Raw genomic sequence first — 26,154 nt, 5'->3', positions numbered from 1 at the left:
CAGGAGCAATCCCGGCCGGGCTTTTTTACCCTCAGTCGGCGGTCAGTACACCACGACGCACCTGGTCACGCTCGATGGATTCGAACAGCGCCTTGAAGTTGCCTTCGCCAAAGCCATCATCACCCTTGCGCTGGATGAACTCGAAGAACACCGGGCCCATCAGGGTCTCCGAGAAGATTTGCAGCAACAGGCGCTTGTCGCCTTCAATCGACGAGCCGTCCAGCAGGATGCCGCGCGATTGCAGTTGATCGACCGGCTCACCGTGGTTCGGCAGGCGGCCTTCGAGCATTTCGTAGTAGGTGTCTGGCGGTGCGGTCATGAAGCGCATGCCGATGCCCTTCAGCGCGTCCCAGGTCTTGACCAGGTCATCGGTGAGGAACGCCACGTGCTGGATGCCCTCGCCGTTGAACTGCATCAGGAACTCTTCGATCTGCCCGGCGCCCTTGGACGACTCTTCGTTCAGCGGGATGCGGATCATACCGTCCGGCGCACTCATGGCCTTGGACGTCAGGCCGGTGTATTCACCCTTGATGTCGAAGTAGCGCGCCTCACGGAAGTTGAACAGTTTCTCGTAGAAGTTGGCCCAGTAGACCATGCGGCCGCGATACACGTTGTGGGTCAGGTGGTCGATGACCTTGAGGCCGGCACCGACCGGGTTGCGGTCTACGCCGTCGAGGTAGACAAAGTCGATGTCATAGATCGAGCTGCCTTCACCGAAGCGGTCGATCAGGTACAGCGGCGCGCCGCCGATGCCTTTGATCGCCGACAGGTTCAGTTCCATCGGGCCGGTTTCGATATGGATCGGCTGCGCACCCAGCTCCAGCGCGCGGTTGTAGGCTTGCTGCGAATCCTTGACGCGAAACGCCATGCCGCACACCGACGGGCCATGCTCCGCCGCGAAGTAGGAGGCAATGCTGTTGGGCTCGTTGTTGAGGATCAGGTTGATCTCGCCCTGGCGGTACAGGTGCACATTCTTGGAGCGGTGGGTCGCGACCTTGGTGAAGCCCATGATCTCGAAGATCGGCTCCAGGGTGCCCGGGGTCGGCGATGCGAATTCGATGAATTCAAAGCCCATCAGGCCCATTGGGTTGTCTAAATGGTCGGTCATGTTCGGTGCCTCATCATTCTTGTTGGGTAGCAATTGATTAGTTGCGAGCAAGGATGAGGTCGAAGGGAGGCGCGCAGGAAAGGCCTCGCACACTGCGGGCGAGGAAATCACCAAAGATGAGGGGGGAGCCGAGTAGCTTCATGGTGTCATCAGTCTCTGACGGCCGAGGCTTGCGTGAGCGCAAGTCCATATTCTTGTATGCGTAAATCGATTCTACACAGCGTAACCGTGTTTGTCCGCAGTCTTCATCAAATCCCTATTGCCTTGGCCTGCGCAAGCGGTTTGTTGCACAGGTAACTGCCCAGCAGCGTTGCCGCGCGATCTTGACCCGCGCTACGTATACCGGCGCCTGTCGCCCGGGTGACGCGCCGTCTCGGCTTGGCGGTGCTGGACCGCCGGCAGTCCTCGCCTGCCGCCCAGGCCTTTATCGAGATCGCAGAATCGCTGGGGCTGACGAGCATATTTGAACCGGGCCGTCTATCATCCGGGCATCCCTGACTGCCCTACCGTCACCGCCCTCTCGCGCAACAGGCCCGGAATTCATGCCCCTGACTGTCACAGGCCCTCGAAAGTCCTTCACTCGCCATTCGATCAGTGTGCTGTGCGGGCTGCTGCCCATCCTGCTGGGTGTGCTCATCCTGCACTGGCAAGCCGAACGCACCCTTGAGAAAAGCACCGCGCAGACCGCGCAGGAAGCCGTGCGCCAATTCGACCTGATGCTCGACAACACCGCCCTCGCCGCCCAGGAATTGCTGCCACTCGCCGGACAGCCGTGCGACAGCAGTGCACAGCTGGCACTGCGCGAGCAGGTCACACGCCGGCCGTTTGTGCGCGCAACCACATTGTCCTGGCAGAAAAACATCTATTGCAGTTCGCTGTTCGGCAGCCAGTACGAGTCGCGGGTGAACCCGGATGACTACGTGGATGGGCGGCTGTGGTTGATGAACGGCAACCCGGTGACGCCGGATACGGCCTTGCTGGTGTACCGCCTGGTGGAGGGCGACAAGGCCGCGTTTGCCTCGATCGACGGCTACCACCTGACCAACGCGCTGCGCCTGATCAGCCGTTATGCGAATCTGATCCTGCAGGTCGGGCCCAACTGGCTGGGTGCCGACGGCAAAGTGCGCAACACGCAGGTACCGGTGTTTGCCGTGGCCCATCATCACTTGGCGTCCGAGCGCTATCGCTACAGTGTCGACGCCGGTATGCCGGCCGGTGAAGTGTGGCGCTATATGCAGGACCGATACCCTGCAATGTTCAGCCTGGTGGTGTTTTTTGGCCTGTTGGCCGGCGTACTTGCGCACGCCCTGCAAAAGCGCGTGACTGCGCCAACCCATGAATTACAACGGGCGCTGGGGGCGAATGAATTCATCCCGTACTTCCAGCCCGTGGTACGCGGCGACACAAGGGAGTGGGCGGGCTGTGAAGTGCTGATGCGCTGGAAGCACCCGAAGGAAGGCCTGGTACGGCCGGACCTGTTTATTCCACTCGCCGAGGAATGCGGGCTGATTGTGCCGATGACGCGCGCCCTGCTCCGCCAGACCGCCGCGCAACTGGCACCCCACGCGGCGCGCTTCAGCCCGGGGTTTCATATTGGCGTGAATATTACCGCCCGCCACTGCCAGGACCTGGCGCTGGTGGACGATTGCCGAGAGTTTCTGGCAGCCTTTCCTGTTGGCCAGGTCACCCTGGTACTGGAGTTGACCGAGCGCGAGCTGATCGAACCCACGGATATTACCCGCCGCCTGTTCGATGCGTTGCATGAACTGGGGGTGATGATCGCCATTGACGACTTCGGTACGGGCCATTCCAGCCTGGGCTACTTGCGCAACTTCAATGTGGACTATTTGAAGATTGATCAGAGTTTTGTCGCCATGATCGGCGCCGATGCACTCTCCCGGCATATTCTCGACAGCATCATAGAACTGTCCGGCAAGCTCGATCTGGGCATCGTTGCCGAAGGCGTGGAAACAGTCGAGCAATGCGAATACCTGGCGGCGCGTGGCGTGGATTTCCTGCAGGGTTACCTGTTCGGAAAGCCTGTGCCCAGCGATGAATTGATTAAATCCCTGGACCACCAATGAATAGCCCGGTACTAGACAGGTTGAAATAATGTAAGTAATACAAAAGACGTGATTTACTCGTAGCGCATTAACTACTACAATTTTTCCTGCCTGTGCAGAACTCGCAGGAAGGCGTCTTTCCTGAGTTGCCTTAAAGCGCTTGGCTTATAGCTTTGTCTGTAATTGATATCAGCCAACAACACTATTGGAGTACCTATTTTGTCCAGACTCGCCGAATTTCGCGCAGCAGAAAAAGCCCTTCAAGAGCAGCTCGCCCAGCTGGAATCCCTGAAGAACGACGCCGGCCTGAAAAAAGAAATCGAATTCGAAGAAAAGCTCCAGGGCCTGATGAAGACTTACGGCAAGAGCCTGCGTGACATCATCGCCATCCTTGACCCTAACCTGGGCAAGACCAGCGCTGCAGCCACCGCCGCACCAAAACAGCGCCGCGCACGCGTCGTCAAGGTCTACCAGAACCCGCACACCGGCGAGCTGATCGAGACCAAAGGCGGCAACCACCGCGGCCTCAAGGCCTGGAAAGAAGAGCACGGTGCAGCCACTGTAGAGTCATGGCTGCGCAAGTGATCAGGCACTACCCATAAAGAGCCCCGCCGATGCGGGGCTTTTTTATTGGAGGATTCGAACGCAAACTTAAATAACATTTCACCGTATTCAAGATCGATCGACATAACCGATTTAAAGTTTCAGGCTGTCGCGCACCGAACTGACTTCATCCTCGCTCGCTTCGTAGGTTTGCGCCTGCCCCGCATATGAAAAAACATAGGCCTTATCGGTATCAACAGCGCCCACCAATGTTTGTGACAGCACGTGTCGTCCGTTCTCGGTAATCACACAAGTAGTTTCCAACGCGTCAAGTCGGCTCAATGTTGTTGGGTGCATCTTGGTGCAGACGCTTTGATAGCCACCTTGGGCAAAGTCCTTCTGGATGGATTTGCGCATTTCCAGCAATACGCCCTGAAGATTAACTTTATGCCCGGCCTCGATGGGGGTGCCGGTCAGTTCCATGACCATCAAGGTCGTGCCGTTTTCATCGTTCTTGATCGCCCGTTGACGCGACACCGTGGCAGGCGCTGCCGGGGCCTGGTCGTCAGGCACGACTTCTTCAACTTGCCAGCCGCTGGGCCAATGGATTTCCGGATCGGCCGCCATGACCACGGGGCTGGCCAACAGCACGCATACGGCACTCAACAGCGGTTTACGAAATTCGATCATTGCGACAAATACCCAAGGTTCAAGCGACAAAGTGTGAGCCCGCCACCCGCAGCTCGCAAGGCTTGCAGCGGCTTTTTCATTTGGCGCCACCGCCGAGCCTTGCGTATCATGGCTCGGCTGCACGGATGCCTGCCGCAAGCCAAGGGATCGCTCCTCGCTTTTCACTGGAGCCGCGTTTGCCCCATTTTTTTCTGGAGGGCCCATGAGCCTGCACGAATTGAACACCTTCCCGGGCGTCACCGCCCAACCTGACACCGCCACTGCAAACTTTGTGTTCAACCACACCATGTTGCGGGTCAAGGACATCACCAAGTCGCTGGATTTCTACACCCGCGTCCTGGGTTTTTCCCTGGTTGAGAAACGCGACTTCCCGGAAGCCGAATTCAGCCTGTACTTCCTGGCCCTGGTCGACAAATCCCAGATCCCGGCCGATGCCGCACAACGGACCCAATGGATGAAGTCGATCCCGGGCATCCTCGAACTGACCCATAACCACGGCACCGAAAACGACGCCGACTTCGCCTACCACAATGGCAACACCGACCCGCGTGGTTTTGGCCATATCTGCATCTCGGTGCCGGATATCGTGGCCGCGTGCGAGCGCTTCGAAGCCCTGGGTTGCGACTTCCAGAAACGCCTGAGCGATGGCCGCATGAAAAGCCTGGCGTTCATCAAGGACCCGGATGCGTACTGGGTCGAGATCATTCAGCCAGCGCCGCTGTAAAAGCCCCACGCAATAAAAAACCCCATGATCGCTCATGGGGTTTTTCATTTGCGGCGCCGGATTTACGCCGGGGCGGAGGTGCGGATCAGGTGATCGAAAGCGCTCAGGGAAGCCTTCGCGCCCTCGCCTACGGCAATCACGATCTGCTTGTACGGCACGGTCGTGACGTCACCGGCGGCGAATACGCCTGGCAGTGAAGTCTCGCCACGGGCGTCGACAATGATCTCGCCACGGGGCGACAGCTCGACGGTGCCTTTGAGCCAGTCGGTGTTAGGCAGCAAGCCGATCTGGACAAAGATCCCTTCCAGGTCGATGGTCTTGAACTCGCCGCTGTCACGGTCCTTGTAGGCCAGGCCGGTCACTTTCTGGCCGTCACCCTTGACTTCACTGGTCAGCGCGCTGGTGATCACATCAACGTTGGGCAGGCTGTACAGCTTGCGCTGCAGAACCGCATCGGCGCGCAGCTTGCTGTCGAACTCGAGCAAGGTCACGTGGCTGACAATACCGGCCAGGTCGATGGCCGCTTCAACGCCGGAGTTACCGCCGCCGATCACCGCCACGCGCTTGCCCTTGAACAGCGGGCCATCGCAGTGCGGGCAGAAGCATACGCCCTTGGCTTTGTATTCCTGCTCGCCTGGCACACCCATTTCGCGCCAGCGCGCGCCGGTCGCCAGGATGACGGTCTTGGACTTCAGCGTCGCACCGCTTTCGAAACGGATTTCGTGCAGGTCGCCGGCATTTTTCGCTGGTACCAGGCTGCTGGCGCGCTGCAGATTCATGATATCCACGTCGTACTGACGCACGTGGGCCTCGAGGGCGCTGGCGAGTTTCGGGCCTTCGGTTTCCTGCACCGAGATGAAGTTCTCGATGGACATGGTGTCCAGCACCTGGCCGCCGAAACGCTCCGCCGCTACACCGGTGCGGATACCTTTACGTGCGGCGTAGATAGCCGCCGCAGAACCGGCTGGGCCACCGCCGACCACCAGCACATCAAAGGCATCTTTGGCGCTGATTTTTTCGGCAGCCTTTTCGATGCCGCTGGTGTCGAGCTTGGCGAGGATTTCTTCCAGGCCCATACGGCCCTGGCCAAAGTTCACACCGTTGAGGTAGACACTTGGCACCGCCATGATCTGGCGCTCGTCGACTTCAGCCTGGAACAGCGCGCCGTCGATGGCGACGTGGCGGATGTTCGGGTTGAGTACGGCCATCAGGTTCAGCGCCTGGACCACGTCCGGGCAGTTCTGGCACGACAGCGAGAAGTACGTCTCGAAGCTGAACTCGCCTTTGAGCGCACGGATCTGTTCAATTACTTCGACACTGGCCTTCGACGGGTGGCCACCGACTTGCAGCAGGGCCAGCACCAACGAAGTGAATTCATGGCCCATGGGGATGCCGGCGAAACGCAGGCTGATATCGGCACCCGGGCGGTTGATGGAGAACGAAGGCTTGCGCGCATCGTTGCCATCGGTGATCAGGGTAATCAGCGTGGAGAGGCTGGTTACATCTTGCAAAAGGGCCAGCATTTCCTGGGATTTCGCACCGTCGTCGAGGGAGGCGACGATCTCGATCGGCTGGGTGACCCGTTCCAGGTATGACTTCAACTGAGCTTTAAGATTGGCGTCCAACATACGGGCGATTTCCTATTAATTCGGTTTATTGCAGACAAAAAAACGCCCGAGCGAATCTCGCCCGGGCGTTTTGAGGGCGGATGCAGCTTACTTAAGTGCGGAAACCCGCCCTTGATACTTCACAGACTTAGATCTTGCCGACCAGGTCCAGGGACGGAGCCAGGGTGGCTTCGCCTTCTTTCCACTTGGCTGGGCACACTTCGCCTGGGTGGGCAGCAACGTACTGGGCAGCCTTGATTTTGCGCAGCAGCTCGGAAGCGTCACGGCCAACACCACCGTCGTTCAGCTCAACGATCTTGATCTGACCTTCTGGGTTGATCACGAAGGTGCCACGGTCTGCCAGGCCAGCTTCTTCGATCAGCACGTCGAAGTTGCGCGAGATGGTCAGGGTTGGGTCGCCGATCATGGTGTACTGGATTTTGCCGATGGCTGGCGAGGTGTTGTGCCAGGCAGCGTGGGCAAAGTGGGTGTCGGTGGAAACGCTGTAGATTTCGACGCCCAGTTTCTGGAATTCGGCGTAGTTGTCAGCCAGGTCTTCCAGTTCGGTTGGGCAAACGAAGGTGAAGTCGGCTGGGTAGAAGAAGACTACCGACCATTTGCCTTTCAGGTCAGCGTCCGACACGTCTACGAAGTTGCCGTTTTTGTATGCGGTAGCTTTGAACGGTTTTACTTGGCTGTTGATGATAGGCATCGTTGACTCTCCGTCAGGGGTTAAGAAGTTGATGAAGTGAATCCTACCCACCTTCTCGGCGGTTGGCTCATTGGCAAACCTGATGCTGACGATTGGTTTTCCCTATCAGGTAACTGTATTAATAGAAGAAATCTCAAAGCAGCGGTTGCGTCGCCAAGGTCATGCCGAGAAAGGGCGTCGCTTCAACATAGCGCATGGCAGATTTCATGTCGCTCCAACCGACGTAACTCATCAATGACTTCAAGTCCCAGCCGCTGCGATGCGCCCACGTGGCAAAGCCGCGCCGCAGTGAGTGGCTGGTGTACTGCTCGGCAGGCAGGCCGGCGCGCTCCAGCGCCTGGCGCAATAGTGGAATCACACTGTTGGGGTGCAAGCCCTCCTCGCCCAGGTTGCCCCAGCGATCAATCCCGCGAAACACCGGACCACGCACCAGGGCCGAGGCGCTGAGCCATTCGCTGTAGGCCTGCACCGGGCACAGGCGCAGCAGCGCCGGGGTCTGGTAGGTTTTGCCGAGGTTGTCGCGGTCGCTTTTACTGCGGGGCAGATACAGGCTGATACCCGCGCCGGGGGTGGCGCGTACGTGTTCGATCTGCAGGCGGCACAGCTCATCGCTGCGAAAGCCGCGCCAGAAGCCCAGCAGGATCAGCGCGGTGTCGCGCTTGGCGCGCAGCAGGCGCGGCTGATCCTGATCGGCGCTGGCGCGGACAGCCTCGGCTTCGAGAGACGCGACCACCTGCTCCAGTTGCTGGAGCTGCAGCGGCTCAGCCTGCTTTTCCTGCGCAGGGTGCACGGCGCGGATGCCCTTGAGCACCTTGCGCACCACCGGCGCCTTGGTCGGGTCGGGAAACCCCTGGCTGGCGTGCCATTGCGCCAACGCCGAGAGCCGCAGCTTCAGGGTGTTGACTGCCAGCAGCCCGGCATGCGCCACCAGATACCGCGCGACGCTGTCACTGGTGGCCGGCAGGAACCCGCCCCAACTCACCTCGAAATGCTCGATCGCCGCACGATAGCTGCGGCGCGTGTTATCGCGGGTTGCCGCGTTGAGGTAACGATCCAGATCGCTCATGCAGGGCCTATTCGTACGGCAATGGGGTGTGTCGACAACCAAAACGGCTATGACACGGGATAATACGCGAATATCCCATCCGTTAAATCATGAATTTAAAGGCGATTTTATTCATGTTATAGTACGTATATACATACTACATACCACAGTACTAAATCGACGGAGACCCCATGGCTCGCGGCGGCATCAACAAAGCAGTAGTTCAAACGGCACGCCTGGCAATCCTCGCCCGTGGCGAAAACCCCAGCATCGATGCAGTACGCATCGAAATGGGCAATACCGGCTCGAAAACCACGATTCATCGCTATTTGAAGGAGCTGGACGACAGTGAAAGCCGCCTCACCATTACCGAGGCGCCGATTGATGACGAGCTTGGCGAGCTGGTCGCGCGCCTGGCCCAGCGCCTGAAAGACAAGGCCCAGGAGCCCATCGACCTGGCCCTGGCGCAGTTCGAGCAGCAGAAAACCGCCCTGCTCGCCCAGGTAGAGGCACTTGAAGAAGCCCAAGGCCAGCTCCAGCAGCAATTTGATATCCAGGCCGCCGCCCTGGCGGAAGAAAGCGCAGCCCTGCAAACCGCCAGCACCAGCCTGCAGACCGAGCAAACCCGCAACGCCGGGCTCAGCCAGGCCTGCAGCGATTACGAGCTACGCATCAATGACAAGGACGAACAGATTCGTTCACTGGAAGAAAAGCACCTGCACGCCCGCGATGCGCTGGAGCACTACCGCAACGCCATCAAGGAGCAGCGCGAACAGGAACAGCGCCGCCACGAGGGCCAGCTGCAACAACTGCAAGCCGAATTGCGCCAGGCCCAGCAGAGCGCCATGGTGCGTCAGGATGAAATCACCCAGCTGCACCGCGACAATGAGCGGCTATTGATCGAGCACCGGGTCACGGCGAAGGAACTGAGCGCCTTGCAGGAGCAAAGCCGCAAGGATCAGGCTCGACAGCTCGCGCTGAGCGAACAGGTCAGCCTGATTGACAGCGAGCGCACGCTGCTGCAAGAGCGTTTGCGCGTAGCCGTGCTGGAAAGCCAGTCACGCCAGGACGCGCTGACCGAACAACAACACAACCATAAAACCCTGGAACTGGACCTGATCAAGGCCCAGGCGACGATAGAGGCGTTGCGCCTGGCCGCCGTCGTTGCGACGACGCCAGAGGCAACACCCAACGCCTGATCAGTTGGCCACAGGCGTGCGCATGGTGACGAATTCTTCCGCCGCCGTAGGATGCACGCCGATGGTCTCGTCGAAATGCTGCTTGGTCGCGCCCGCCTTGAGCGCGATCGCCAGGCCTTGCACGATTTCCCCGGCATCCGGACCGACCATGTGGCAGCCCAGCACCTTGTCGGTGTCGGCATCGACCACCAACTTCATCAGGGTTTTCTCCTGGCAATCGGTCAAGGTCAGCTTCATCGGACGGAAGCGGCTTTCAAAGATCTGGACCTTATGCCCCTTGTCCCTGGCCTCCTCTTCGGTCAGGCCAACGGTGCCGATGTTAGGCAGGCTGAACACCGCCGTCGGGATCATCGCGTAATCCACCGGGCGATACTGCTCAGGCTTGAACAAGCGCCGCGCCACGGCCATGCCTTCGGCCAGGGCCACCGGCGTCAGTTGTACGCGACCGATCACATCGCCGATTGCCAGGATCGATGATTCAGCGGTCTGGTACAGGTCGTCGACTTCGACAAAGCCCCGCTTGTCGAGCTTGACCGCGGTGTTCTCCAGCCCCAGGTTGTCCAGCATCGGGCGGCGGCCGGTGGCGTAGAACACGCAATCAGCTTCCAGGACACGGCCATCTTTCAGCGTGGCCTTGAGGCTGCCATCGGGCTGTTTGTCGATGCGTTCGATGTCGGCATTGAATTGCAGGTCCAGGCCGCGCTTGGTCAACTCTTCCTTCAGGTGCGTGCGCACCGAACCGTCGAAGCCGCGCAGGAACAGGTCACCGCGGTACAGCAGCGTGGTCTGCGCACCCAAACCATGGAAAATCCCCGCGAACTCGACGGCAATGTAGCCACCGCCCACCACCAGCACGCGCTTGGGCAGCTCTTTGAGGAAAAACGCTTCATTCGAACCGATTGCGTGCTCACGGCCCGCAATCTCCGGAATCTGCGGCCAGCCACCGGTGGCGATCAGGATGTGCTTGGCGGTGAAGCGCTCGCCATTGATTTCCACCTGGTGCGGATCCACCAGGCGCGCATGCCCTTCATGCAGCGTCACGCCACTGTTGACCAGCAGATTACGGTAAATGCCGTTGAGGCGATTGATCTCGCGGTCCTTGTTGGCGATCAGCGTCGCCCAATCAAAGTTCGCCTCACCCAGCGACCAGCCGAAACCGCTGGCTTGCTCGAAATCCTCGGCAAAGTGCGCGCCGTAGACCAGCAGTTTTTTCGGCACGCAGCCGACGTTAACGCAGGTACCGCCCAGGTAGCGGCTTTCCGCCACGGCCACCTTGGCGCCAAAGCCCGCAGCAAAACGCGCCGCGCGAACACCGCCGGAACCGGCGCCAATTACATACAGGTCAAAATCGTAGGCCATTTCACTCTCCTCGGCAGGACATCAGCATACCGACTTACATGGGGCTGAAAAACGAAAAAGCCACCCGAAGGTGGCTTTTTTAGAACAGGCGACGCTAACCGTGAATCAGTAAGCCTTGCCAGTCTTGTAGAAGTGCTCGTAGCAGAAGTTGGTCGCCTCGATGTAGCCTTCAGCGCCACCACAGTCGAAACGCTGGCCTTTGAATTTGTAGGCAATCACGCAACCGTCTTTGGCTTGCTTGAGCAGGGCGTCGGTGATCTGGATCTCGCCGCCTTTGCCTGGCTCGGTTTCTTCGATCAACTTGAAGATGTCCGGGGTCAGGATGTAACGACCGATGATCGCCAGGTTCGAAGGCGCGTCTTCCGGTGCTGGTTTCTCAACCATGTCGCGAACGCGGATCAGGCCATCACCAATGTCGTCGCCGGCGATAACGCCGTACTTGTTGGTTTCGGTCGGGTTCACTTCCATGACTGCAACGATGGTGCAGCGGTACTTCTGGTAGAGCTTGACCATCTGGGTCAGCACACCGTCGCCTTCCAGGTTGACACACAGGTCATCCGCCAGGACCACGGCGAACGGTTCGTCACCGATCAGCGGGCGGCCAGTCAGGATGGCGTGGCCGAGGCCTTTCATCTGGGTCTGACGGGTGTAGGAGAACGAGCACTCGTCGAGCAGTTTACGGATACCGACCAGGTATTTTTCCTTGTCGGTGCCCTTGATCTGGTTTTCCAGCTCGTAGCTGATGTCGAAGTGGTCTTCCAGCGCGCGCTTACCACGGCCAGTCACGATGGAGATTTCGTTCAGACCGGCATCCAGTGCCTCTTCGACGCCGTACTGAATCAGTGGCTTGTTCACCACCGGCAGCATCTCTTTGGGCATGGCCTTGGTCGCTGGCAAGAAGCGAGTGCCGTAACCGGCTGCTGGGAACAAGCATTTCTTGATCATATGGGTCCTTACAAAGGGCTGTGCGTACGAATTCGGCGCAGTCTAATCAGGCCGCAGTCACCTTACAATGGGTCCTGCTGGCGTTGCGATGTCAACATAGAGAAAAAATGTCAGCGTAAGTTCCGCTTATCTTACGAAGAGCGTTATCACCAACACGGCAAAAACTGCCTGCACCTTGTCGTCACCAAGGCCTGCAACCTTTTTAGCACGCTTTTCAACCCGTAACACTGACCTAGAATAACTTGCGCTGACCCGCGACATTTGGCGCTATCATTAGGCCCTTGAACCAGACCACGAGATTCTTAATAGATGTCAGAACCAAAAGGCGTGAACGGCTACTTGATCACTCAGCGAGCAGATGGCTGGCACTTGATCAACTTCCACGGAGACAGCGTCGCAGGGACGTTCGCTACCGAGCGTGAAGCGATTGCGGTAGCCGAAGTGTTTGTGGACGAAGCTGGCCACGCGTCGAGCAAGCGCCCCAAAGGCAAGTAAGGCTCGCGACACTACCAGAAGCCCCGTTGAACGGGGCTTTTTTGCGATTGTCTGTACCTAGGTGGCAGATCGCTATAATCTGCCGAAAACGCCCAACGACACTGTCAGCGCGCCCCTCCCAACACCCTTTGACGACGAACCCACATGAACAAGATCCTGGCACTGATTGCGGTACTGGCGCTGGCCGGCTGCACCACGACCTCTGACGTTTACCTGAAGAACGGTGAACAAGGCCTGACAATCGACTGCTCCGGCGAGGCCAACTCCTGGGCCAGTTGCTACGAAAAGGCTGATGCGTCCTGCGCCGGCACCGGCTACCGCATCGTCGGTACCGAAGGCACCCCTGCGCTGAGCGAGGACGACAAGACCCTGGGCAAGGATGTCGGCAACTTCAAGAGCCGCAGCGTCGTGGTGGTGTGCAAGTAGGCACGCGTGCCCTACATGTGGATTTCGGCGAACTTGATGCCCAGGCCGCGAATGGTCTCGATCAGGTCATCCAGGCGCTCGAATGACTCGACTTCATCCTGATCATCGACCAGGAAGAAACTGCGCCCGCCGCTTTTCTTGAAGAATACGATCCACTCACCCAGGTCGGCGGGATTCTGGATGACATGGGTGGCCGAGATCTGACCCTCGGCGTGGTGAGCCCTGACGTGTTCGCGCTTCATGAGATTATTTCCAGGAAAAGACCAATGCCGCGCAAACCCAGGGGTTGCGCGGCATTTTTGCAGTGAATGGCCGATAGTTTAACGGATGCCCTGCCCGATCAGCACGCCATCTACGGTTTGCCCGTAGAGATTCACCCCATCATTGGCATGAAACTTCACCCGGGTTTTCTCCACCGAACCCTCGATCAGCCGCGGGTCCTGCGGACGTTCATGGCTGTTGACGTAGGCCGCCACATCCCACGCCTGCTGATCGCTCAGGCTGCCGCCCTTGCCCAATGGCATGTTGTGCTTGATGAAGGACGCCGCCGTGTTGATTCGGTGCATGCCCGCGCCCCAGTTGTAGGAATCCTTACCCCAGAGCGGCGGCATCACGTAGCTGTCACCGACTTTTTGCCCTTGCCCTTCGGCGCCATGACACACCGCACACTGCCCTTTGTACACCTGCGCGCCTTGCGCCAGGTCGTAACCTTTGGCCGGTTGCGCCACGTCGGGATAGCCGCGCCCCGGCAACTCGACGCCCAAGGGCGCCTTGCTGGCCAACCAATAAGCGTACACCGACAGCGCAGTGATCTCGGGGCTGTCGGCTGCGGGCGGCGTACCGCCATTCATGCTGAACTGAAAGCAGCCCTGCAAGCGCTCGGCAAAGGTGTTGACCTTGTCGTTCTTCTTTCGATAGGCCGGGTACATCGGGTAAGCCCCCCACAGCGGCGCCGAATTGGCCAGGCGTCCCTGGTCGAGGTGGCAATTGCTGCAATTGAGGCCGTTGCCGACAAACTGTGGCGCGAGCCGCTGGGTATCGACGAACAACGCGTAGCCTTGCCGGACCAGCTTGCCGTAGGCGTTGTCAGGCAGTTCGTTTTCCTGGGGTGGCTGGAAAGGCGCGGCTGGCGGCTGGGCGGTCGCCGGTTGAAGTTGCGACTGGTCTTCCATGGCGATGGTCGCGGCATGCGCGGGCAACACGACCAGCATTCCGAGCAACATAAAGGCCTTCATGGCTTCACCTCCGGGCTGAGCCCCGCGAAATACTCGGCCACGCTCTGTACCTCGTCTGCCGTCAGCGATTTGGCGATGTGTCCCATCAGATCATTCGGATCGTTGTGTCGGGTGCCGCCCTGCCAAGCCAACAATTGCGCCTTCAGGTAGGCCGCAGGCTGGCCGGCCAACGGCGGAAAGGCATCGCCGACGCCGCTGCCGGCCGGTCCATGACAACTGACACAGGCCGGAATCTGCCGCTCCCATGCGCCTTGCAGGGCGAGCTTCTGCGTGGGGTTGCTCGGCATTTCGCTGCGCTGCGCCGAGGTCGGCGCAGGCGCGGGCATCGCGGCCAAGGCCTGGCTCACCGCGTCGATTTCCGCGTCAGTCAGGGCTTTCGCCACCGGCTGCATCACCGGATGACTGCGACTGGCGCGCTTGAAGTCTTCCAGCTGTTTACGCAGGTACGCTGCCGGCAAACCGGCCAAGCGGGGAAAGCCCGCAGCCGCCATGCCCAGCCCGTCAGCGCCATGGCAGGCGACACAGGGCATGGCGCCCGGCTGCGATCCTCCCTCGGTAAAAATCTTGTTCCCCTCCAGCGCGTGGGCGTTGCCCAACATCAACAACAGCGCGCTGCCCATCAGCATGCGTTCCAATGACATCATCACGACTCCATTTTTATAGTTATATGCTTAGGCATTTATGGCATAAGCCTACAAATGGTAGGGGAATGAACGCGTAGGAACAACACCCAAAAAAAAGCCTGACGCTGCCAGGGGCAGGGTCAGGCTTTTATCGAATTCGAACTTGCGGGGTGAAGGGCCGGTTTCAGCCGGAAATGCACTCTTCGCCAGCCTTCTTCACGTCACCCGGACGAATAGGCACATTGGACATGCTCTCGTAGAGCTTGATGCTGCTGCCGCTGGAGCGCTCTTCGATCTCGAAAATGGCCGACGGATCTGCCGAGAACTTCTGCGGCACGATGACCTGGACACCGTCCTTATGCGGCTCGATCTGTGGCGGACGGCGCGTGGTGGACAGTTTGCGCACGACACAAGCGGCATATTCCTGCGGTTTTTTCCCTGAGATGACAGCCAATGTCGGCGGCGTCTGCTTGATATCTGCAACCGAAGCACACCCACCTATCGCCAAGGCCAGAACCAACACACTCCACTTCATATAAAACCTCCGATAAAGACCCTACGACAGCGGGGATGGTAAATTTCTCCCGCCCAAGTAGGATTTATCCCTGATAACTCGGTAAATAACTGTTTTAAATTGTCGACGCGGTCGAACACGGGCCGATAATAAACGCGCTGGGGCTGATAAACTCCATCTTAACCTACGTATCGTTCTGATTTTTCAGAAAAAGCCCTTCTGGAGACACCCGCATGAAATTCATCCACCAGCGCGAGCACCTCAACGAGGGAGACATTGTCGTCATCGAATGCTCGCAGACTTGTAATATTCGTCTGATGAGTGATGCGAACTTTCGCAGCTTCAAGAATGGCGGCCGCCATACCTACCACGGTGGCGCCTTCGACAAATTCCCTGCCAAGATCACCGCACCGAGCACAGGGTTCTGGAACATTACCCTCGACGTGGTCACGCGCCGCGCGATCAGCGTCACCAAGAAGCCCGCGCTGTCGCACAAGATTCGCATCGTGCGCCGTACCAGCTCGAAACTGAGCTGACCCGTACCCTTTCCAGGAAATGATCGTGACTGCCACTACCAAATACGTCATCAAGTACAAACTCAACGGCGAACGCCGCTTCGAATTCGCGCAACTGCACACCAATAGCGTGGAGGAAGCCAAACAAGCCCTGGCCAAAATCCACGATGCCAGTGATGAAATCACCGACATCAATGTGAGCAAGGCGCTGTAAGCCATGCCCGGCCCCACCGCCGACCTGTTCGCCGATGACGCCCTGCAGCAACCGGCTGGGCGCGAGCAAATCGGCGAAGAGTCCTACGTCCTTAGGGGCTACGCCCTGCCCTGGATTGAGCGACTGCTGCCAGAGCTGCGCCGCGTGCTGGCGCAATCGCCGTTTCGACAGATGGTCACGCCCGGCGGCTTCACCATGTCGGCGGCCTTGAGCAGTTGCGGCGACCTGGGCTGGACCACCGACGCGACCGGCTACCGCTACACCCCCCTCGATCCGCGGAGCCAGCAGCCCTGGCCGTCCATGCCGGAGACCTTGCGCCAATTGGCCATGGAAGCCGCGGCAGACGCTGGCTTCGTCGACTTCAGGCCGGATGCCTGCCTGATCAATCGCTATGTGCCCGGCGCGAAGATGTCCCTGCACCAGGACAAAAACGAACGCCGCTACAGTGAACCGGTGGTGTCGGTCTCCCTGGGGCTGCCAGCGATTTTCCTGTTTGGTGGCCATGAACGCAGCGGCAAGACCCAGAAGATTTCGCTGTTCCATGGCGACGTGGTGGTCTGGGGCGGCGTCGATCGCCTGCGCTTTCACGGGGTGCTGCCGATCAAGGAAGGCGTACATCCGGTCATGGGCCCGCAGCGCATCAACCTGACCTTTCGCGCCGCCGGCTGATTTGACCGCAAGCTTCGGAGTGCCAGGCTCTCGCGGCAGGGCTAATCTGGCCAGAACCCGTCAAGAGTGCCGAGCATGACTACCGAACAAGACCCGCGCTGGGCTGCCATTCTCGCCCGCGACCCGAAGGCCGATGGGCTGTTCGTCTACGGCGTGAAGACCACCGGCGTGTATTGCCGCCCCAGCAGCGCCTCGCGGTTGCCGCGGCCGGAAAATATCGAGTTCTTCGACACTGCCGCGCACGCCGAGGCGGCCGGTTATCGCCCGAGCAAACGCGCGGCCGGCGACCAGACGCAATTGGCTGCGCACCACGCGCAAGTGGTGGCCGATGCGTGCCGGCACATCGAGTCGGCCGACACCGCGCCCAGCCTCAACACGCTGGCGGCGCAGGCCGGCCTCAGCGCTTTTCATTTCCACCGCGTGTTCAAAAGCGTGACCGGCCTGACCCCCAAGGGCTACGCCAGCGCCCACCGCTCACGCAAAGTGCGCGATGGGCTCAAGGGCCAGCATTCGGTGACGGACGCGCTGTACGACGCAGGCTTCAATTCCAACAGCCGCTTTTACGAGTCGGCCAACCGGTTGCTCGGTATGAAGCCCAGCGACTACAAGGCCGGCGGCACCAACAGCGAGATCCTGTTCGCCGTCGGCCAATGCTCGCTGGGCGCCATCCTAGTGGCGCAAAGCACGCGCGGCGTATGCGCCATTCTGCTCGGAGATGATCCGGACGCACTGGTGCGTGACCTGCAGGATCAATTCCCCAAGGCCAACCTGGTCGGCGCCGACCGCCGTTTCGAGCAACTGATCGCCCGGGTGGTCGGGTTTATCGAGGCACCCGCGCTGGGCCTGGACTTACCGCTGGACCTGCGCGGCACGGCGTTTCAGGAACGGGTCTGGCAAGCCCTGCGCGAGATTCCGGTGGGCAGCACGGCCAGCTATGCGCAGATCGCCGAGCGTATCGGCGCGCCCAAGTCATTTCGTGCCGTGGCCCAGGCCTGCGGGGCCAACAGCCTGGCGGTGGCGATCCCCTGCCATCGCGTGGTGCGCAGCAATGGCGATGTGTCGGGCTACCGCTGGGGCGTCGAGCGTAAACGCCAGTTGCTCGCGCGCGAAAGCGAAGTCTAGAGCGACTGGCGCTTGCGAAACTGCGCAACCTTATGCCGATTGCCACACAACGCCATGCTGCACCAGCGGCGCTTGTGGGCTTTGGTGCGATCGTAAAACCACAGCACGCATTCCGGATGTTCGCAGGTACGGATCAGGTTGAAATCCCCACCCACCAGCAAACCCGCAGCCGCCTCGGCAATCGGTGCGAGAAATTGTTCAGCGGTTTGCAGTTTGCGCTGACGCTCCAGCCGCAGTTCACCGGGCGCCGGCCACGCCAATTGCGGATGGCTCACGGCCTTGCGCAGGAAACCGTTGAGGGGCTCGGGGTCGCCTTGCGTACCGGCCTTGCGCTGTTCGAGTAACAGCCGAACCACTTCACGCAACTTCAAGGCCGCCGCGAGCAAATCCCCGTGCTCAAACGTCGGCACGCGCCCCTCCTCGGCCCATCCCAGACGCACCAGCCAGCGCTCGACATCCGCATCGTGTTGCCAGAACTCGAAAGGCTGGCCATCGACATTGGCGCGCGTGTTGAGCATGTCCAGCACCGGGTCATCGGCGAGCACGTAGGGTTCCAGCGGGACGGCAGGGGGTGGGGAAATGGCCATGGTCGATCCTCTTGAGAGCGCTGGAATGGTAACCGCTATTGGCTCGCCAGGATAGTTACTCACGAAAAATAGCTAACCTGATAAAAGAATTTGACAGGTTACATTTTTAAGCGCAGCTTTTTAACGCGGTAACCCGTATATCAACTTTATCAAGTTACAATAGGCGTACTTACCATGACCACGCATGCCCCCGTTGTTCACTACCATCACGTCGACGTCGATGGCGTACGCATGTTCTACCGCGAAGCCGGCGACCCTGGCGCCCCGGTGATCCTGCTGTTGCACGGTTTTCCCAGCTCGTCGCATATGTACCGCAACCTGATCCCACTGCTCGCCAGCCGCTATCGGGTGATCGCGCCGGACCTCCCCGGCTTCGGCTTCACCGAGGTGCCGGATGAACGCGAGTACGTCTACAGCTTCGACAACCTCGCGACTGCCGTGGGGCATTTTGTCGATGCGTTGGCGTTGAGCCGCTACGCGCTGTACGTCTTCGATTACGGCGCACCGGTCGGCCTGCGCCTGGCAGTCGCGCACCCAGGGCGGGTCAGCGCGCTGGTCTCGCAAAATGGCAACGCGTACCTGCAAGGCCTGGGTGCTGCCTGGGCTCCGATCCAGGCTTACTGGGCCGAGCCGAGCCAGGCTAATCGCGAGGTGATTCGCAATGCGGTAATCAGCCTGGAAGGCACGCGCTACCAATACCTGCACGGTGTAGACCACCCGGAATGGGTTGCCCCCGAGTCCTACATGCTCGACGTGTTGCTGATGCAGCGTCCCGGCAATGACGAAATCCAGCTGGACCTGTTCCTCGACTACCGCAACAACCTCACGCTGTACCCGGACTTCCAGGCGTTCTTCAGGGCCACTCAAGTCCCCACGCTGGTGATCTGGGGCCAGAACGATCCGTTCTTCATCCCGCCTGGCGCCCACGCGTATAAAACCGACAACCCGAACGCGGTAGTCGAACTGCTGGATACCGGCCACTTTGCCCTGGAAACCCATGCCAGCCATATCGCCGAGCGTATCCATGCCGTGCTGGGGGATGCCATCAACTGATGGCGCACCACGAAACGCCCGCTTCGTCCAGTGAATAAAACAGACTGGCCGGGTGCCAAGGGCCCTGCTAAAACAGCGCAAAGCCTCACTATCGCTGGAGACGCACCCCATGAGCACCTGGCCAGACACGCGCATTCTCGACCTGCTGGGCATCGACGTACCCATCATCCAGGCCCCGATGGCGGGAGCTACCACCACCGCCATGGTGATTGCCGCCAGCAACGCCGGCGCACTGGGCTCGATGCCCGCTGCGGCGCTGAGCATCGAGCAACTGCGCGAGGCTCTGAGCACTATCCGCCAAGCCAGTACGCGCGCCCTCAACGTGAATTTCTTCTGCCACCAGCCGGCCCCGGCCGACGCCGCCCGTGACAAGCGCTGGAAAGCGCTGCTGGAACCCTACTACCGCGAACTGGGCGCCGATTTCGATGCGCCGACACCGGTGTCCAACCGTGAGCCGTTCAACGAAGCCGCGTGCCAGGTGGTCGAAGCGTTTCGCCCCGAGGTGGTGAGTTTTCACTTCGGCTTGCCGGAAAAATCTCTGCTGGACCGGGTAAAAGCCACCGGCGCGAAAGTGCTGTCGTCTGCCACCACGGTTGAAGAAGCGATCTGGCTGGAACAGCACGGCTGCGACGCCATCATCGCCATGGGCATCGAGGCCGGCGGCCATCGTGGGTTGTTTCTCAGCGACGACCTCAATACCCAGATCGGGCTGTTCGCCCTGCTGCCGCAAATCGTCGACGCCGTCAGCGTGCCGGTGATTGCCGCCGGAGGGATTGGGGATGCGCGCGGGATTGTCGCGGCATTTGCCCTCGGTGCTTCGGCCGTCCAGATTGGCACCGCCTACCTGTTCACCCCTGAAGCCAACGTCAACGCCTCCCACCACCATGCATTGCGCACTGCCCAGGCCAGCGAAACCGCATTGACCAACCTCTTCACCGGCCGCCCGGCGCGAGGCATCGTCAACCGCGTGATGCGTGAATTGGGGGCGATCAACCCGGCAGCGCCGGCATTTCCCACGTCCGGCGGCGCGTTGATCCCGCTCAAGGCCAAGGACGAAGCCGGGTTCAGCAACCTGTGGGCGGGCCAGGCATTACGCCTGGGCAAGGAAACCCCCACATACGAACTGACCCGCGAACTGGCCGAACAGGCCCTGGCCAAGCTCAACTAGCGGCAGCAGCTGAAGCAACTTTGCACTGTACCGGCAATGGCCAACCGCTATATATTCCCATACATAGCGGTTAAGCCTTCTCCCTATAACAAGCCGTACAATCCTCAAGGAGCTGCTTCATGAAGATTCACGCCTCACGCCTGGCCATGCTGGTCGCCGCCCTCGCCTTCGGTTCGGCCCACGCCGATGAAGTCCAGGTGGCCGTTGCCGCCAACTTCACCGCACCGATCCAGGCGATTGCCGCCGATTTCGAAAAAGACACCGGCCACAAGCTGGTCGCAGCCTACGGCGCCACTGGGCAGTTCTACACCCAGATCAAGAACGGCGCGCCGTTCGAAGTGTTCCTGAGTGCCGACGACACTACCCCGCAAAAACTTGAAACCGAAGGCGACACCGTCAAAGGCTCGCGCTTTACCTACGCCGTGGGCACCCTGGCATTGTGGTCGGCCAAGGAAGGTTACGTAGACGCCAAGGGCGAAGTGCTGAAGAAAAACCAATTCAAGCACCTGTCCATCGCCAACCCGAAAGCTGCACCTTACGGCCTTGCCGCGACCCAAGTGCTGGCCAAAGAAGGCCTGACCGACAAGGTCAAGGACAAGATCGTCGAAGGCCAGAACATTACCCAGGCGTATCAGTTTGTCTCCACCGGCAATGCCGAGCTGGGTTTCGTCGCACTGTCGCAGATCTACAAGGACGGCAAAGTCACCAGCGGTTCGGCCTGGATCGTCCCGGCGTCCCTGCATGACCCGATCAAGCAAGACGCAGTGATCCTCAACAAAGGCAAGGACAGCGCCGCTGCCAAAGCCCTGGTCGAGTACCTCAAGGGCCCGAAAGCCGCTGCGGTGATCAAGTCCTACGGCTACGAGCTGGCCCAGTAAATGCCGCTGTCGAGTGCCGATTTTTCCGCTATCTGGCTGACCATCAAACTGGCGTCACTGACCACCGTGATCCTGCTGGTCATCGGCACTCCGATTGCCCTGTGGTTGTCGCGCACCCGCTCCTGGTGGCGCGGCCCCATTGGTGCAGTCGTGGCCTTGCCGTTGGTGCTGCCACCGACGGTGATTGGGTTCTACCTGCTGTTGACGATGGGCCCCCATGGCTACTTCGGCCAGTTCACCCAATGGCTGGGCCTGGGTACCCTAACCTTCAGTTTCGCCGGGCTGGTGATTGGCTCGGTGATCTATTCCATGCCGTTTGTGGTGCAGCCGTTGCAGAACGCCTTCTCCGCCATCGGCACACGCCCGCTGGAAGTGGCCGCGACCTTGCGCGCCAACCCGTGGGATACCTTCTTTACCGTGATCCTGCCTCTGGCACGCCCGGGGTTTATCACCGCGTCCATCCTCGGCTTCGCGCATACCGTCGGCGAATTCGGCGTGGTGCTGATGATCGGCGGCAATATCCCCGACAAGACCCGCGTGGTCTCGGTGCAGATCTACGACCATGTCGAAGCCATGGAATATGCCCAGGCCCACTGGCTGGCCGGCTCCATGGTGGTGTTCGCGTTCCTCGTGTTGCTGGCGCTCTACTCCAGCCGTAAATCCAAGATGGGCTGGAGCTGATACCGATGATTGATGTGCGCCTCAATGTGAAATACGCAGGCTTTGCGCTGGACGTGGACCTGCATTTGCCCGGACGCGGCGTGACGGCGTTGTACGGGCACTCCGGCTCCGGCAAGACCACCTGCCTGCGCTGTATCGCCGGGCTGGAGCGTGCCGAAGAGGGCTTTGTGCAGATCAACGATGAAGTCTGGCAGGACAGCCGCACCGGGCTGTTCGTGCCGCCGCACAAACGGGCCCTTGGCTACGTGTTCCAGGAGGCGAGCCTGTTTGCGCATTTGTCGGTCCGGGCGAACCTGGAGTTTGGCCTCAAGCGCATCCCGCGCGCGCAGCGGCGGGTCGATATGGCCCAGGCCAGCGAATTGCTCGGGATCAGCCATCTACTGGATCGCCATCCCCAGCACTTGTCCGGCGGTGAACGCCAGCGCATCGGCATCGCCCGTGCATTGCTGACCAGCCCAAGCCTGCTGTTGATGGACGAACCGCTGGCCGCGCTCGACAGCAAGCGCAAAGGCGAGATCCTGCCGTACCTGGAACGCCTGCACGATGAACTGGACATCCCGGTGCTGTACGTCAGCCATGCCCAGGATGAAGTCGCGCGCCTGGCCGATCACATCGTGCTGCTCAGCGACGGCAAGGCCCTGGCGAGCGGCCCGATTGGCGAAACCCTGGCGCGTCTCGACCTGCCGATGGCGCTGGGCGACGACGCCGGCGTGGTCATCAACGGCAGCGTCAGCGCCTACGACGATCATTACCAATTGCTCACGCTGCAACTGCCGGATAGTGCCCAGCACCTGCGCGTGGCGCATGCGCCGCTGGCGCTGGGCAAGGCGTTGCGGGTCAAGGTGCAGGCGCGGGATGTGAGCCTCAGCCTGCAAGCCGAGGAAGCCAGCAGCATCCTCAATCGCCTGCCGGTGACGGTCACCCAGGAAATCCCGGCAGACAACAGTGCCCACGTGCTGGTGCGCCTGGAAGCCGATGGCACGCCGCTGCTCGCACGGATCACGCGATTCTCTCGCGATCAGCTGCAACTGCACCCGGGCCAGCGGCTATGGGCACAGATCAAGGCGGTGGCGGTGCTCGCGTAAAAAACCTTTTGGCACGACCGCAAACGGCTGCGGTCAATCAGGAATACCGGCCTGATCTGTTGCCAAGGAACCTGCACCATGCCCGACTCCGCGCTGCCCGCCGACCTGCCCCGCGACCTGCATTACGTTGATGACACCCAACCCGGCATCCGCCGCAAGCGCCTGCGCGGCAAGTTCCAGTATTTCGATGCCAAGGGCGAACGCATCCAGGATGCCGACGAGATCAAGCGCCTGAACGCCCTGGCGGTGCCCCCGGCCTACACCGACGTGTGGATCTGCGCCGACCCGCGCGGCCATCTGCAGGCCACCGGGCGCGACGCGCGTGGACGCAAGCAATACCGCTACCACACGCGCTGGCGCGAAGTGCGTGACACCGACAAATATTCACGCCTGCAGGAATTCGGCAACGCCCTGCCCAAACTGCGCAAGCAACTCGAAGCGCAATTGGCCGAGCCCGGTTTCACCCGCGAGAAGGTCCTGGCTACCGTGGTGATGCTGCTGGATGCGACCTTGATCCGCGTCGGCAATACCCAGTACGCGCGGGACAACAAATCCTACGGCCTGACCACCCTGCGCAACCGCCATGTCGACATCAAAGGCAGTGAGATCCAGTTCCAGTTTCGCGGCAAGAGCGGCGTGGAGCACCAGGTCAGCGTCAAGGACCGGCGCCTGGCCACAGTGGTCAAGCGCTGCCTGGAGTTGCCGGGACAGAACCTGTTCCAATACCTGGACGAGGACGGCGAGCGCCACACGGTCAGCTCGCATGACGTCAACGCGTACCTGCACAGCCTCACCGGCGCCGATTTCACCGCCAAGGATTACCGCACTTGGGCCGGTACCGCGATGGCGCTGGCAGTGCTGCGCGAGTTGGAATGGCAGCCGGAATCCGACGCCAAACGGCATGTGGTGGCGATGGTCAAGGATGTCGCCAAGCAGCTCGGCAACACCCCGGCCGTGTGCCGCAAGTGCTATATCCACCCGGCCGTGCTGGAGCATTTCAGCCTGGGTGAACTGTCCCGCCTGCCCAAGCCGCGCCTGCGCAAAGGTTTGAAAGCCGAGGAAGTTGCGCTGGCCATGTTCCTGGAGAAACTGAGCGCCGACTTGCCAGAAAAAGCCAAGGCAGGTTAGGCTTTGCCTCCCTTCTGACGCCCGGGATGACCGCCGACGTGAACCACTAAGCCTTCCAAAATGTATCTGCAACGAGCCGCCTGGCGTGCTTGTTGGCCTGTCCGACATTTTTTTGGAGGTGCTGATGACTGACGTCAACCGGCTGCCCGTCCTGGTTTCACTGCAACACCTGAGCTTCCAATTCGCCAATGGCGAAACCTTGCTGCACGACCTGTCCCTGTCCATCGATCACACCCCCACGGGGATCGTCGGGCGCAATGGCCGCGGCAAAAGCATCCTCGCGCAATTGATCGCCGGGGTATTGCCGCCCTCCTCCGGTTCGCTCGACTGTTCGGCTCGCGTGGCTTACGTGCCGCAGGCCGTGGTGGTGAATGCGGGGCAAACCGTCGCCGCTATCACCGGCACCGCCGAGCCCCTTGCGGCCCTGGCGCGTATGGCGGCGGGCGTGGCGCGGGTCGATGATCTTGAGGTGATCGATGATCGGTGGGACCTGGCCGAACGTCTGCGCACCGCCCTGGACGCCGCAGGCCTGGCCGCGCTTGGTTTTGACACGCGCGCCGATCAGCTCAGTGGCGGCCAGCTGGCGCGGGTCGCGGTGATCGGTGCGATGCTCGCGGAACCGCAACTGCTGGTACTCGATGAACCTACCAATCATCTCGACGGCGACGGCCGCACCTGGCTGTTGCAGGTGCTGCAGGCATGGCGCGGCGGCCTGGTGGTGGTCAGCCATGATCGGCAATTGCTCAACACCCTCGGGCGCATCATTGAGCTGTCGCCGCTCGGTACCCAGGTGTATGGCGGCAACTATGCTGCCTATCGCCTGCAGCGCGACACCGAGCAGCACGCCGCCATCGCCGCGCTGGAACACGCGCGCCTGCAGCGCAGCCGCGAACGCCGGCGCCTGCAAAAGGATCATGACAGCCTGCAGCGCAATGCCGCGCGCTCGCGCAAACATGCCGAGACGGCCAATGTCGACCGCTTTACCAAGGCGCGCTGGAAAGGCGCCGCCACCGAAATCGTCAGTACCGTGCGCAGCGCGCATCACGCGCACAAAAGCGAGCTGGATGATCAGGTGCGCGAGGCCTACGCGCGCGTCGAGGACGAAACACCGACCCTGCTGGCCTTGCCCGGCTCGGCAGTACCCAATGGCCGCCGTGTGATTGCCTTGGCCGAGGTTCAATTACCCTGGCTGGCACAGCCGCCGCTGACACTCGATTTGATCGGGCCGGTGCGCGTGGCGGTGCAAGGGCCGAACGGCTGTGGAAAATCCACTTTGCTCAAAGTGCTGGCAGGCCTGTGGCAGCCGGTCAGGGGAGAATGTTCAGTGCCGGTACCCAGCGCCTACATCGACCAGCATCTGGCGCTGCTCGACGACCAATGCTCGATCATCGACCAACTCAACCTGCTCGACACCCCCTTGGCCGAAGCCCAGTTGCGCACGCGCCTGGCCTTGCTGCAACTGGATGCATTACGGGTCACCCAGCCGGCCGGCCAACTCAGCGGCGGCGAGCGCTTGAAGGCCGCGATGGCAATTGCCCTGTGGCGAGCAACGCCCGCGCAACTGCTGTTGCTCGACGAGCCTACCAACCACCTTGACCTGGAATCGGTGCTCGCCTTCGAGCAGGCACTGCAGGGGTTCGACGGGGCGATGCTGGTGGTCTCGCATGACCCGGCGTTCGTGCAGGCGATTCGGCCGACGCATCATTTACGCTGGCAGCCGGAGGGGTGGCGCCTGGAGAGTGTCTGAGGTCATTGCATGGCGCCGC

At 60.7% G+C, this 26,154-nt stretch carries 29 protein-coding genes and 1 pseudogene; 18 read left to right on the top strand and 12 right to left on the bottom strand.

Features of this window, described 5'->3' with window-relative positions; translation table 11 throughout:
* Nucleotides 1-31 precede the first annotated feature (31 nt).
* Nucleotides 32-1,108: a 4-hydroxyphenylpyruvate dioxygenase gene (hppD, locus tag C9990_RS15155; RefSeq protein ID WP_106803790.1), complete on the bottom strand. Its 1,077-nt coding sequence runs from the start codon at nt 1,106-1,108 to the stop codon at nt 32-34.
* A 304-nt stretch (nt 1,109-1,412) separates the two neighbouring features.
* On the opposite strand from hppD, the pseudogene C9990_RS32775 reads away from it, so the two are divergent.
* From C9990_RS32775 to C9990_RS15145, 3 genes and pseudogenes are all read left to right on the top strand, one after another.
* Nucleotides 1,413-1,606: pseudogene (locus C9990_RS32775) on the top strand (LysR family transcriptional regulator); the annotation flags it as partial.
* A gap of 44 nt (nt 1,607-1,650) precedes the next feature.
* The gene (locus C9990_RS15150; RefSeq protein ID WP_065905434.1) at nt 1,651-3,192 is read left to right on the top strand and encodes an EAL domain-containing protein; all 1,542 of its coding nucleotides are present in this window, start codon (nt 1,651-1,653) and stop codon (nt 3,190-3,192) included.
* 198 nt (nt 3,193-3,390) lie between these two features.
* The gene (locus C9990_RS15145) at nt 3,391-3,756 is read left to right on the top strand and encodes a histone-like nucleoid-structuring protein, MvaT/MvaU family (protein WP_106803789.1); all 366 of its coding nucleotides are present in this window, start codon (nt 3,391-3,393) and stop codon (nt 3,754-3,756) included.
* A 111-nt stretch (nt 3,757-3,867) separates the two neighbouring features.
* Here the strand turns inward: C9990_RS15145 and C9990_RS15140 are convergent, their stop codons facing one another.
* Nucleotides 3,868-4,404, bottom strand: a complete 537-nt coding sequence (locus tag C9990_RS15140) for a DUF4946 domain-containing protein (RefSeq protein ID WP_106803788.1) — start codon at nt 4,402-4,404, stop codon at nt 3,868-3,870.
* A gap of 202 nt (nt 4,405-4,606) precedes the next feature.
* Between C9990_RS15140 and gloA the strand changes: the two genes are divergently transcribed.
* Nucleotides 4,607-5,128, top strand: coding sequence for a lactoylglutathione lyase (gene gloA / locus C9990_RS15135; protein WP_106803787.1), 522 nt, complete (start codon nt 4,607-4,609; stop codon nt 5,126-5,128).
* Between the two features lie 62 nt (nt 5,129-5,190).
* Here the strand turns inward: gloA and ahpF are convergent, their stop codons facing one another.
* From ahpF to C9990_RS15120, 3 genes are all read right to left on the bottom strand, one after another.
* Complete coding sequence (gene ahpF / locus C9990_RS15130; RefSeq protein ID WP_065905443.1) at nt 5,191-6,756, bottom strand: alkyl hydroperoxide reductase subunit F; 1,566 nt, start codon at nt 6,754-6,756, stop codon at nt 5,191-5,193.
* A gap of 127 nt (nt 6,757-6,883) precedes the next feature.
* Nucleotides 6,884-7,447 (bottom strand): alkyl hydroperoxide reductase subunit C, encoded by a 564-nt coding sequence (gene ahpC, locus C9990_RS15125; RefSeq protein WP_010210361.1) that lies wholly within the window; start codon nt 7,445-7,447, stop codon nt 6,884-6,886.
* Between the two features lie 133 nt (nt 7,448-7,580).
* The gene (locus tag C9990_RS15120; protein WP_106803786.1) at nt 7,581-8,513 is read right to left on the bottom strand and encodes a site-specific integrase; all 933 of its coding nucleotides are present in this window, start codon (nt 8,511-8,513) and stop codon (nt 7,581-7,583) included.
* A 170-nt stretch (nt 8,514-8,683) separates the two neighbouring features.
* Between C9990_RS15120 and C9990_RS15115 the strand changes: the two genes are divergently transcribed.
* Nucleotides 8,684-9,691 carry a DNA-binding protein gene (locus C9990_RS15115; RefSeq protein WP_065905445.1) on the top strand — a complete coding sequence of 336 codons (1,008 nt, stop codon included), beginning with the start codon at nt 8,684-8,686 and terminating at the stop codon, nt 9,689-9,691.
* Here the strand turns inward: C9990_RS15115 and gorA are convergent, their stop codons facing one another.
* Together gorA and galU are read right to left on the bottom strand one after the other, a co-directional pair.
* Nucleotides 9,692-11,050 (bottom strand): glutathione-disulfide reductase, encoded by a 1,359-nt coding sequence (gene gorA, locus C9990_RS15110; RefSeq protein ID WP_106803785.1) that lies wholly within the window; start codon nt 11,048-11,050, stop codon nt 9,692-9,694.
* A 105-nt stretch (nt 11,051-11,155) separates the two neighbouring features.
* Nucleotides 11,156-11,995, bottom strand: coding sequence for a UTP--glucose-1-phosphate uridylyltransferase GalU (gene galU, locus C9990_RS15105; RefSeq protein WP_003173830.1), 840 nt, complete (start codon nt 11,993-11,995; stop codon nt 11,156-11,158).
* Nucleotides 11,996-12,304: 309 nt separating this feature from the next.
* Here galU and C9990_RS15100 point away from each other — a divergent pair, with 309 nt between their 5' ends.
* The gene (locus tag C9990_RS15100; protein WP_016969599.1) at nt 12,305-12,490 is read left to right on the top strand and encodes a hypothetical protein; all 186 of its coding nucleotides are present in this window, start codon (nt 12,305-12,307) and stop codon (nt 12,488-12,490) included.
* 144 nt (nt 12,491-12,634) lie between these two features.
* Entirely contained in the window at nt 12,635-12,916 is a 282-nt protein-coding gene (locus C9990_RS15095; RefSeq protein ID WP_065905447.1) for a hypothetical protein, read from the top strand.
* A gap of 11 nt (nt 12,917-12,927) precedes the next feature.
* Here C9990_RS15095 and C9990_RS15090 read toward each other — a convergent pair whose 3' ends face one another.
* The 4 genes from C9990_RS15090 to C9990_RS15075 form a co-directional block, all read right to left on the bottom strand.
* Nucleotides 12,928-13,158 carry a hypothetical protein gene (locus C9990_RS15090; protein ID WP_065905448.1) on the bottom strand — a complete coding sequence of 77 codons (231 nt, stop codon included), beginning with the start codon at nt 13,156-13,158 and terminating at the stop codon, nt 12,928-12,930.
* A gap of 78 nt (nt 13,159-13,236) precedes the next feature.
* Nucleotides 13,237-14,151: a c-type cytochrome gene (locus C9990_RS15085; protein WP_106803784.1), complete on the bottom strand. Its 915-nt coding sequence runs from the start codon at nt 14,149-14,151 to the stop codon at nt 13,237-13,239.
* Complete coding sequence (locus C9990_RS15080; protein ID WP_106803783.1) at nt 14,148-14,795, bottom strand: c-type cytochrome; 648 nt, start codon at nt 14,793-14,795, stop codon at nt 14,148-14,150. Before C9990_RS15080 ends, C9990_RS15085 begins: the two co-directional genes overlap by 4 nt.
* Nucleotides 14,796-14,958: 163 nt before the next feature.
* Nucleotides 14,959-15,309 (bottom strand): hypothetical protein, encoded by a 351-nt coding sequence (locus tag C9990_RS15075; RefSeq protein WP_065905451.1) that lies wholly within the window; start codon nt 15,307-15,309, stop codon nt 14,959-14,961.
* A 212-nt stretch (nt 15,310-15,521) separates the two neighbouring features.
* Here C9990_RS15075 and C9990_RS15070 point away from each other — a divergent pair, with 212 nt between their 5' ends.
* From C9990_RS15070 to ada, 4 genes are all read left to right on the top strand, one after another.
* Entirely contained in the window at nt 15,522-15,824 is a 303-nt protein-coding gene (locus tag C9990_RS15070; RefSeq protein ID WP_065905452.1) for a DUF1883 domain-containing protein, read from the top strand.
* A 25-nt stretch (nt 15,825-15,849) separates the two neighbouring features.
* A complete protein-coding gene (locus C9990_RS32485; protein WP_098467678.1) occupies nt 15,850-16,017 on the top strand; it encodes a hypothetical protein in 168 nt (55 codons plus the stop codon).
* Nucleotides 16,018-16,020: 3 nt separating this feature from the next.
* Nucleotides 16,021-16,686 (top strand): DNA oxidative demethylase AlkB, encoded by a 666-nt coding sequence (gene alkB / locus C9990_RS15065; RefSeq protein WP_106803782.1) that lies wholly within the window; start codon nt 16,021-16,023, stop codon nt 16,684-16,686.
* A 75-nt stretch (nt 16,687-16,761) separates the two neighbouring features.
* Nucleotides 16,762-17,808 (top strand): bifunctional DNA-binding transcriptional regulator/O6-methylguanine-DNA methyltransferase Ada, encoded by a 1,047-nt coding sequence (gene ada / locus C9990_RS15060; RefSeq protein WP_106803781.1) that lies wholly within the window; start codon nt 16,762-16,764, stop codon nt 17,806-17,808.
* On the opposite strand, the gene C9990_RS15055 is transcribed toward ada, so the two are convergent.
* Nucleotides 17,805-18,395: an ABATE domain-containing protein gene (locus C9990_RS15055; RefSeq protein WP_106803780.1), complete on the bottom strand. Its 591-nt coding sequence runs from the start codon at nt 18,393-18,395 to the stop codon at nt 17,805-17,807. The two genes, ada and C9990_RS15055, sit on opposite strands and share 4 nt — an antisense overlap.
* Nucleotides 18,396-18,569: 174 nt before the next feature.
* On the opposite strand from C9990_RS15055, the gene C9990_RS15050 reads away from it, so the two are divergent.
* The 7 genes from C9990_RS15050 (at nt 18,570) to C9990_RS15020 (ending at nt 26,135) form a co-directional block, all read left to right on the top strand.
* Entirely contained in the window at nt 18,570-19,448 is an 879-nt protein-coding gene (locus C9990_RS15050) for an alpha/beta fold hydrolase (protein WP_106803779.1), read from the top strand.
* A 109-nt stretch (nt 19,449-19,557) separates the two neighbouring features.
* On the top strand, nt 19,558-20,616 hold the full coding sequence (locus tag C9990_RS15045) for a nitronate monooxygenase family protein (RefSeq protein ID WP_106803778.1): 1,059 nt from the start codon (nt 19,558-19,560) through the stop codon (nt 20,614-20,616).
* Nucleotides 20,617-20,735: 119 nt separating this feature from the next.
* Nucleotides 20,736-21,494: a molybdate ABC transporter substrate-binding protein gene (modA, locus tag C9990_RS15040; protein ID WP_065905458.1), complete on the top strand. Its 759-nt coding sequence runs from the start codon at nt 20,736-20,738 to the stop codon at nt 21,492-21,494.
* The gene (gene modB / locus C9990_RS15035) at nt 21,495-22,175 is read left to right on the top strand and encodes a molybdate ABC transporter permease subunit (RefSeq protein WP_065905459.1); all 681 of its coding nucleotides are present in this window, start codon (nt 21,495-21,497) and stop codon (nt 22,173-22,175) included.
* Nucleotides 22,176-22,180: 5 nt separating this feature from the next.
* Entirely contained in the window at nt 22,181-23,260 is a 1,080-nt protein-coding gene (gene modC / locus C9990_RS15030; protein WP_065905460.1) for a molybdenum ABC transporter ATP-binding protein, read from the top strand.
* Nucleotides 23,261-23,338: 78 nt separating this feature from the next.
* Nucleotides 23,339-24,388 (top strand): DNA topoisomerase IB, encoded by a 1,050-nt coding sequence (locus C9990_RS15025; protein WP_065905461.1) that lies wholly within the window; start codon nt 23,339-23,341, stop codon nt 24,386-24,388.
* A gap of 124 nt (nt 24,389-24,512) precedes the next feature.
* Nucleotides 24,513-26,135, top strand: coding sequence for an ATP-binding cassette domain-containing protein (locus C9990_RS15020; RefSeq protein WP_106805661.1), 1,623 nt, complete (start codon nt 24,513-24,515; stop codon nt 26,133-26,135).
* Nucleotides 26,136-26,154: the final 19 nt, after the last annotated feature.

Origin of the sequence: Pseudomonas sp. S5D5, from assembly GCF_003013355.1 — a bacterium.
In the GTDB taxonomy this organism is placed as follows: domain Bacteria; phylum Pseudomonadota; class Gammaproteobacteria; order Pseudomonadales; family Pseudomonadaceae; genus Aquipseudomonas; species Aquipseudomonas aylmerensis.
Note: the sequence above shows the minus strand (reverse complement) of the source record. Positions and strands in the feature narration are given on the sequence as shown.